A 6,589-nucleotide genomic window follows, 5' to 3' on the forward strand; every position below is an offset into this window, starting at 1 on the left:
CCGTCGAGGCACCCGCGAAGGCCGACGTGCGCAGCTGGAAGGCGCCGATCGCGTTCGCGGTCTTCACCGTTCTCTACGCGCTGCTGATCCTCGCCGTGCCGCGCAGCGGTGAGACGACGTTCCGCATCTCGACCGAGGCTGACGCCCTGCAGCTGCCCGCGATCAGCGCGCCGGTCGGGGTGACGATCTGGACGGTGTTCGGCCTGCTCGTGCTGCTGACGGTCTTCTCGGCCATCCTCGTGCGCGGGTTCCGCAAGACGCCGCTCTGGCTCGTCGCGGCCTACATCGTCATCGCGATCGTCGGGTTCCTCACGTGGGCCGCGGCGGGTGCGACGATCCCGGTCGCCGGGCTCCTGGCCGGCGCGGTGGCCCTCGCGATCCCCCTGATCTACGGGGCTCTCGCCGGCGTGATCGGCGAGCGGGCGGGTGTCGTGAACATCGCGATCGAGGGTCAGCTGCTGGCCGGAGCCTTCAGCGCGGCGGTGGTCTCCTCGCTCACCGGACAGCCGCTGCTCGGTCTCGTCGCGGCGATGTCCGCCGGCGTGCTCGTGGCGTTCGTCCTGGCGGCCTTCGCGATCAGATATCTCGTCGATCAGGTGATCGTCGGTGTCGTCCTGAACGTCCTCGTGATCGGCCTGACGAGCTTCTTCTACTCGCAGGTCCTCCAGCCGAACCAGGCGCTGCTGAACTCCCCGCCGCGGTTCCCGCGCATCCCGATCCCGTTCCTGAGCGAGATCCCGATCATCGGTCCGGTGCTGTTCCGGCAGACGATCATCGTGTACCTCATGTACATCGCGGTCGCGCTCGTCTGGTTCGGGATGTTCCGCACCCGATGGGGCCTGCGTCTGCGCGCCGTCGGTGAGCACCCGCAGGCGGCCGACACCGTCGGTATCAAGGTCAACCCGACCCGGTTCTGGAACGTCCTGCTCGCGGGCGCGATCGCCGGTCTTGGCGGCACGGTCTTCACGATCGGAAACGGCATCGCCTTCAACAAGGAGATGACGGCGGGTGCGGGCTTCATCGCCTTGGCCGCGGTGATCTTCGGCCAGTGGGACCCGTTCAAGGCGACCCTGGCGGCGCTCCTGTTCGGCTTCGCGTCGAGCCTGCAGAACACGCTCAGCGTGATCGGCTCGCCGGTCCCGAGCGAATTCATGCTGATGCTGCCGTACCTGGTGACGATCTTCGTCGTCGCCGGAGTCGTCGGCCGCTCCCGGGCACCTGCCGCGGACGGCGTGCCCTACATCAAGGGATGAGTGCTGCCGCGTCCGGTCCGCCGGGCGCGGCATCCGCTCGTCCGCCGTTCTGATCCATCGGAGGATTCGCTGTGACCGACATCGACTGGGACGAGCTGCGCGCCGCGGCGACCGCCGCGAAGGAGCTCGCCTACGTCCCCTACTCGCGCTTCAAGGTGGGCGCCGCCGCGCTCGTCTCGGACGGCCGCATCGTGTCGGGCTGCAACATCGAGAACGCCTCGTACGGTGTGACGCTGTGCGCGGAGTGCTCGCTCGTGAGCGACCTGTTCATGTCCGGCGGCGGCAAGCTCGTCGCGTTCGTGTGCGTGGACGGTCAGGGCCGCACGCTCATGCCGTGCGGGCGCTGCCGGCAGTTGCTGTACGAACACGCGATCCCCGGGATGCTGCTGGAGACCGTGTCCGGCATCCGCACGATCGACGAGGTGCTGCCCGACGCGTTCGGTCCGCGCGAGCTCGAAGAGGCGTCGCGGTGACCGCGCCGGAGCCTTTCGACGCCGTCGACGTCATCCGCGCCAAGCGCGACGGCGGGGTCGTCCCCGAAGACGCTCTGCGCTGGATGGTCGACGCGTACACGCGTGGCTACGTCGCCGATTCGCAGATGGCGGCGTTCGCGATGGCGGTGCTGCTGAACGGCATGGAGCGCTCCGAGATCCGCGTCATGACCGACGCGATGATCGCCTCGGGGGAGCGGATGAGCTTCGCCGGCCTCGGCAAGCCGACGGTCGACAAGCACTCCACCGGCGGCGTCGGCGACAAGATCACCCTCCCGCTCGCGCCGCTCGTGGCGGCCTTCGGTGTCGCGGTGCCGCAGCTGTCGGGCCGCGGTCTCGGCCACACCGGTGGGACGCTCGACAAGCTCGAGTCGATCCCCGGATGGCGCGCGGCACTGAGCAACGACGAGATGTTCGCGCAGCTGCGTGACGTGGGCGCCGTGATCTGCGCCGCGGGCTCCGGTCTCGCACCCGCCGACAAGAAGCTCTACGCGTTGCGGGACGTCACCGGAACCGTCGAGGCCATCCCCCTCATCGCCTCGAGCATCATGTCCAAGAAGATCGCCGAGGGCACGGATTCGCTCGTGCTGGACGTGAAGTTCGGCTCCGGCGCGTTCATGCGCGACGTCGACCGCGCGCGAGAGCTCGCGCGGACGATGGTGGCGCTCGGCACGGACTCCGGCGTCGCGACGACGGCGCTCCTCACCGACATGAACACGCCGCTCGGGCGCACGATCGGCAACGCGAACGAAGTCCGCGAGTCGGTCGAGGTGCTCGCCGGCGGAGGACCCGCTGACATCGTCGAGCTCACCGTGGCCCTCGCCCGCGAGATGCTGGCCCTCGCGGGACAGCCCGATGCGGACGTCGAGGCGGCACTGAAGGACGGGCGGGCGATGGACGCGTGGCGCGCGATGATCATCGCGCAGGACGGGGATCCGGATGCTGCCCTCCCGGTCGCCCGCGAGACCCACACGGTCACCGCACCGTCTGCCGGTGTCGTGAGCCGGCTGGACGCGCTGCCGTTCGGCGTCGCGGCGTGGCGCCTCGGCGCGGGGCGCGCTCGCGCGCAGGATCCGGTGATCCACGCCGCCGGGATCGACCTGCACGTGGGGCTCGGCGACCCCATCGCCGCCGGTCAGCCGCTGTTCACCTTGCTCGCCGATGATGGGTCCCGCTTCGCGCGTGCGCTCGAGGCGCTCGAGGGATCCTGGGAGATCGGGGCGGACGCCCCGGCAGCCCGGCCGCGAGTACTCGAACGCATCACCGCCTGAGGCGGCGGCATCCGCCCCGTTTCACCCCCCCCACACCGCGCCTCCGGCGCAGAGGAGACCGACATGCCGATCGACCAGCACGGCGACACGGAGCTGCAGGGGCTGTCCCTTCGCGGGCTGCCCAAGATCTCGCTGCACGACCACCTCGACGGCGGAGTGCGGCCCGAGACGATCATCGAGCTCGGTGACGAGATCGGGCTCGAGCTGCCCGAGTCGGACGGCACCGCGCTCGCGGACTGGTTCGCGCAGAAGAGCGACTCCGGATCGCTCGTGGAGTACCTGAAGACGTTCGACCTGACGACCGCGGTGATGCAGACGCCCGAGGGGCTGACGCGTGTCGCGCGGGAGTTCGTCGAGGACCTCGCCGCGGACGGTGTGATCTACGGCGAGGTGCGCTGGGCGCCCGAGCAGCACCTCACGCGCGGGCTGTCGCTGGAGGAAGCCGTCGAGGCCGTGCAGACCGGCATCGAGGAGGGTGAGGAGGCCGCCGAGGACCGCGGTCATGACATCCGTGTCGGGCAGCTGATCACGGCGATGCGTCACACCGACCGGTCGCTGGAGATCGCGAAGCTCGCCGTCTCCTGGCGCGAGCGCGGAGTCGTCGGCTTCGACATCGCGGGGCCCGAGGACGGGTTCCTGCCGTCCCGTCACCGCGCGGCGTTCGACTACCTCGCCTCGGAGTTCTTCCCGACGACCGTGCACGCGGGCGAGGCCGCAGGCCTCGAGTCCATCCGCTCGGCCATCATCGACGGGCGCGCGCTTCGCCTCGGGCACGGCGTGCGCATCGCGCAGGACCTGGAGATCATCTCCCGCGCCGGCGACGAGGTGCTCGTGCAGTTCGGAGATCTCGCGCGGTGGGTGCGGGATCGGGAGATCACGCTCGAGCTGTCGCCCTCCTCGAACCTGCAGACCGGCGCGGTCGCGGCGTGGGGCGAGGAGCTGGGCGACCACCCGTTCGATCTGCTGTACCAGCTCGGCTTCTCGGTCACCGTGAACGTGGACAACCGCACGATGAGCCGGACCTCGCTCACGCGCGAGCTGGCGCTCTTGGTCGACGCGTTCGAGTACGACCTGGACGACCTCGAGACCTTCCAGCTCAACGCCGCCGCCGGTGCATTCCTCCCGATCGAGGAGCGGGAGGAGCTCATCGAGCTCATCGCCGAGGGCTTCGAGCGGTAGTCCGCGCGGAGCGCCTGCGAAACTCCACGGATCTGATGGTTCACCGGCCGATCAGGACCGCTCTGCGGTTTCGGAGGGACGAATCCGTGGAGTTCTGCAGGTTTGGTCGTGGTCCATGCGCGACGATGGCCTTCATGAGCTCCACGACGGAAGGCATCCGGTAGAGGATGTCCTCCGCCAGCGGCCGGACTGTGGTGTATCCGAGCGCGGCGGCCGCGATATCGCGTGCCCGGTCCCTCTTCTGGGCTTCCCACCCTTCGTGAAAGGCGCGGCTGTCGCACTCGACGATCAGCCAGCCGTCCACCACGAGGTCGACCCTGCCGACGCCTTCGATCCGCACCTGCACCTGGACCTCTGCGCCGAGCCCGCGCAGGAGAAGCCGCATGAGGGTCTCCGCTCCCGATTCGCTCCGTCGGTCGAGCAGTCTGCGCAGGCTCCGGTACCGCCGTGGCAATCGTCGGAAGATGTCGCGGAGATCCCCCTCGTCGATCAGACCGTGGTGCCATGCGCTGTCCAGCGTCGCCACAGCGTCCCGGGGACTCTGGCAGCGGCACGCCTGAGCGAGCGCTTCAACGAGGTCGGCGGCCAGTGCGGTCGGCTCGGCGCGAGAACGTCGCCAATGAGCGACGACGCCCTGCCTCGCCGGAAGTCGTGTGGTCGATGGCTCGAACTGCGCGTGCAGCGGATGGCTGAGTCGCACGAAGACTCCGAGGGCGGCCAGCAGCGATACGCAGTCCAGGCGTCCGCCGACTCGCCCCGCTTCGATGAGCCCGCGGGGTGCCTCCGCGCTCACATAGCGACCGTTGCGGAGTCGTATCAGCACTCCTCGGCCGACGAGCCCCGCGACGGCATGGCGACTGAGTCCGCGGTCGGCGAGTGCGCTGGGGCTGAGGAATGTGGCAGGCAGGATCTGCGCAGCCATGTGTGCCGGCTTGTCCACTCGGCCAGCCAATCGGATCCGAGCGGGGGTGCACCGGTCCCGTTGACATCTGCGGATGACTTCGGCTCGATCGCCGCCTGGGGAGGAGCCCCCGCGTCTGCAGAACTCCACAGATCCGTTCGTCAGCCGTGCGCTTTGGGGGACTTGAAGCGAGAAAGGCTCCGGATCCGTGGAGTTTTTGCGACTATGCGCGCGAGCTACTGCCCGAGCAGGAACGGGCCGAGCGCGGCGGTGATCTGCTCCTCGATCTCCGCGGGCGTGAGGGTCGCCTCGCCGTCGCCGGGTTGCGGGCCGTACGCGCCGAAGCCGGCGTGGTTGCCGCCCTCGATCACCACGAATTCGGTGTCGGCGGGCAGCAGGTCGGCGGCCTCCTCGATCTTCGCGGGGGTCGACAGGCCGTCCTCGCTGCCCGAGATGCTGAGCACCGGCAGGTCGGTGCCCGACAGGTCGTTGGCGCAGTAGCTGCCGAAGAGCACGAGACCGTCGGTGTCCTCGGCGAGCTGGCACGCCCGCACTCCGCCGAGGGAGTGCCCGCCGACGAACCAGTCCTGCACGCCCGGGGCGAGCGCGGTGAAATCGGAGAGCGGACGGAAATCGAAGAACGCCAGGTTCAGCGTCGGCTTGGTGATCACCACAGTGACCCCCTCCTCGGCGACACCCGCGAGGGTCGCGGCGTAGGCGACGGGCTCGACTTTCGCCCCGGGGATGAACACCAGTCCGGTCTCGGATTCCCCATCGGCCGGCGCGAGCACCCACGCCGATCCCTCGTCGGTCAACCTGAGCGCGGCGTTGTCCTCCACCGCGGCCAACGCGTCCGGCTCGGCGGACATCACGCCGATGTTCGCCCACAGGAGGAACGCCACGAATGTGATGCCGAGGAGCGCCGCGATCGAGCCGAGCACCCACGCGAGGATTCTCCGGCCGCGGCGGCGGGGAGGGGCAGCGGGTTCAGGGTCGACGGGTGGGGGCGCGCTCACCCGGCCAGACTACGCGAGCACCGCCTGCCGACTTGTCGTTACCGCCGGCCATCCGGCCAGGCTCAGCGACGATCATGATCTACCGGGTCCGCAGGGTTATCCACAATTCACATTTGGCCGACCCTCGTCTGTCCCGAGCCTTTAGTTTCGTACGACCGGTCGAAAAGGAGGTCGTGATGGAAAAGACAAGCAGTCTGCGGTCAAGCGCCAAGAAGCGAACGGCGGGAGTTCTCGTCGGGATTGCAATCGGATTGGCTTCCGTGGGAGTTGTCACTCCAGCGAACGCAGCCGAGTGGGCTGTTGTGAGCAGTCGTACATACTGCAACACGATCAGTGGGTGGAGCGATTGCTATAAAGAAACCACTTGGAAGCGAACCGCGCTGGGCCACGTCCCGCTGAGTGGTGGTCTTTCGTTTCCACGCGATGATCAGCTGGCTGCAGTCTAGGCGGCCGTGATCTCGGGCAGCATCACCGCGTC

6 protein-coding genes are annotated in these 6,589 nt (G+C 69.0%); 4 read left to right on the forward strand and 2 right to left on the reverse strand.

The annotated features are described in order from the left end of the window. The first annotated feature begins 26 nt into the window (after nucleotides 1-26). From AB0P18_RS10840 to AB0P18_RS10855, 4 genes are all read left to right on the forward strand, one after another. Nucleotides 27-1,253 (forward strand): ABC transporter permease, encoded by a 1,227-nt coding sequence (locus tag AB0P18_RS10840; RefSeq protein ID WP_363360023.1) that lies wholly within the window; start codon nucleotides 27-29, stop codon nucleotides 1,251-1,253. A gap of 71 nt (nucleotides 1,254-1,324) precedes the next feature. Next, entirely contained in the window at nucleotides 1,325-1,726 is a 402-nt protein-coding gene (locus AB0P18_RS10845; protein WP_091704313.1) for a cytidine deaminase, read from the forward strand. Next, complete coding sequence (locus tag AB0P18_RS10850) at nucleotides 1,723-3,015, forward strand: thymidine phosphorylase (RefSeq protein ID WP_363360014.1); 1,293 nt, start codon at nucleotides 1,723-1,725, stop codon at nucleotides 3,013-3,015. Before AB0P18_RS10845 ends, AB0P18_RS10850 begins: the two co-directional genes overlap by 4 nt. A 63-nt stretch (nucleotides 3,016-3,078) precedes the next feature. After that, nucleotides 3,079-4,194, forward strand: coding sequence for an adenosine deaminase (locus AB0P18_RS10855; protein ID WP_363360015.1), 1,116 nt, complete (start codon nucleotides 3,079-3,081; stop codon nucleotides 4,192-4,194). A 40-nt stretch (nucleotides 4,195-4,234) separates the two neighbouring features. Here the strand turns inward: AB0P18_RS10855 and AB0P18_RS10860 are convergent, their stop codons facing one another. Further along, nucleotides 4,235-5,116, reverse strand: coding sequence for a hypothetical protein (locus AB0P18_RS10860; protein ID WP_363360016.1), 882 nt, complete (start codon nucleotides 5,114-5,116; stop codon nucleotides 4,235-4,237). Nucleotides 5,117-5,331: 215 nt separating this feature from the next. Beyond that, nucleotides 5,332-6,111 (reverse strand): alpha/beta hydrolase, encoded by a 780-nt coding sequence (locus AB0P18_RS10865; RefSeq protein WP_363360017.1) that lies wholly within the window; start codon nucleotides 6,109-6,111, stop codon nucleotides 5,332-5,334. Nucleotides 6,112-6,589: the final 478 nt, after the last annotated feature.

This window comes from Microbacterium sp. NPDC064584 (genome assembly GCF_040687315.1).
Lineage (GTDB): Bacteria > Actinomycetota > Actinomycetes > Actinomycetales > Microbacteriaceae > Microbacterium > Microbacterium lacus.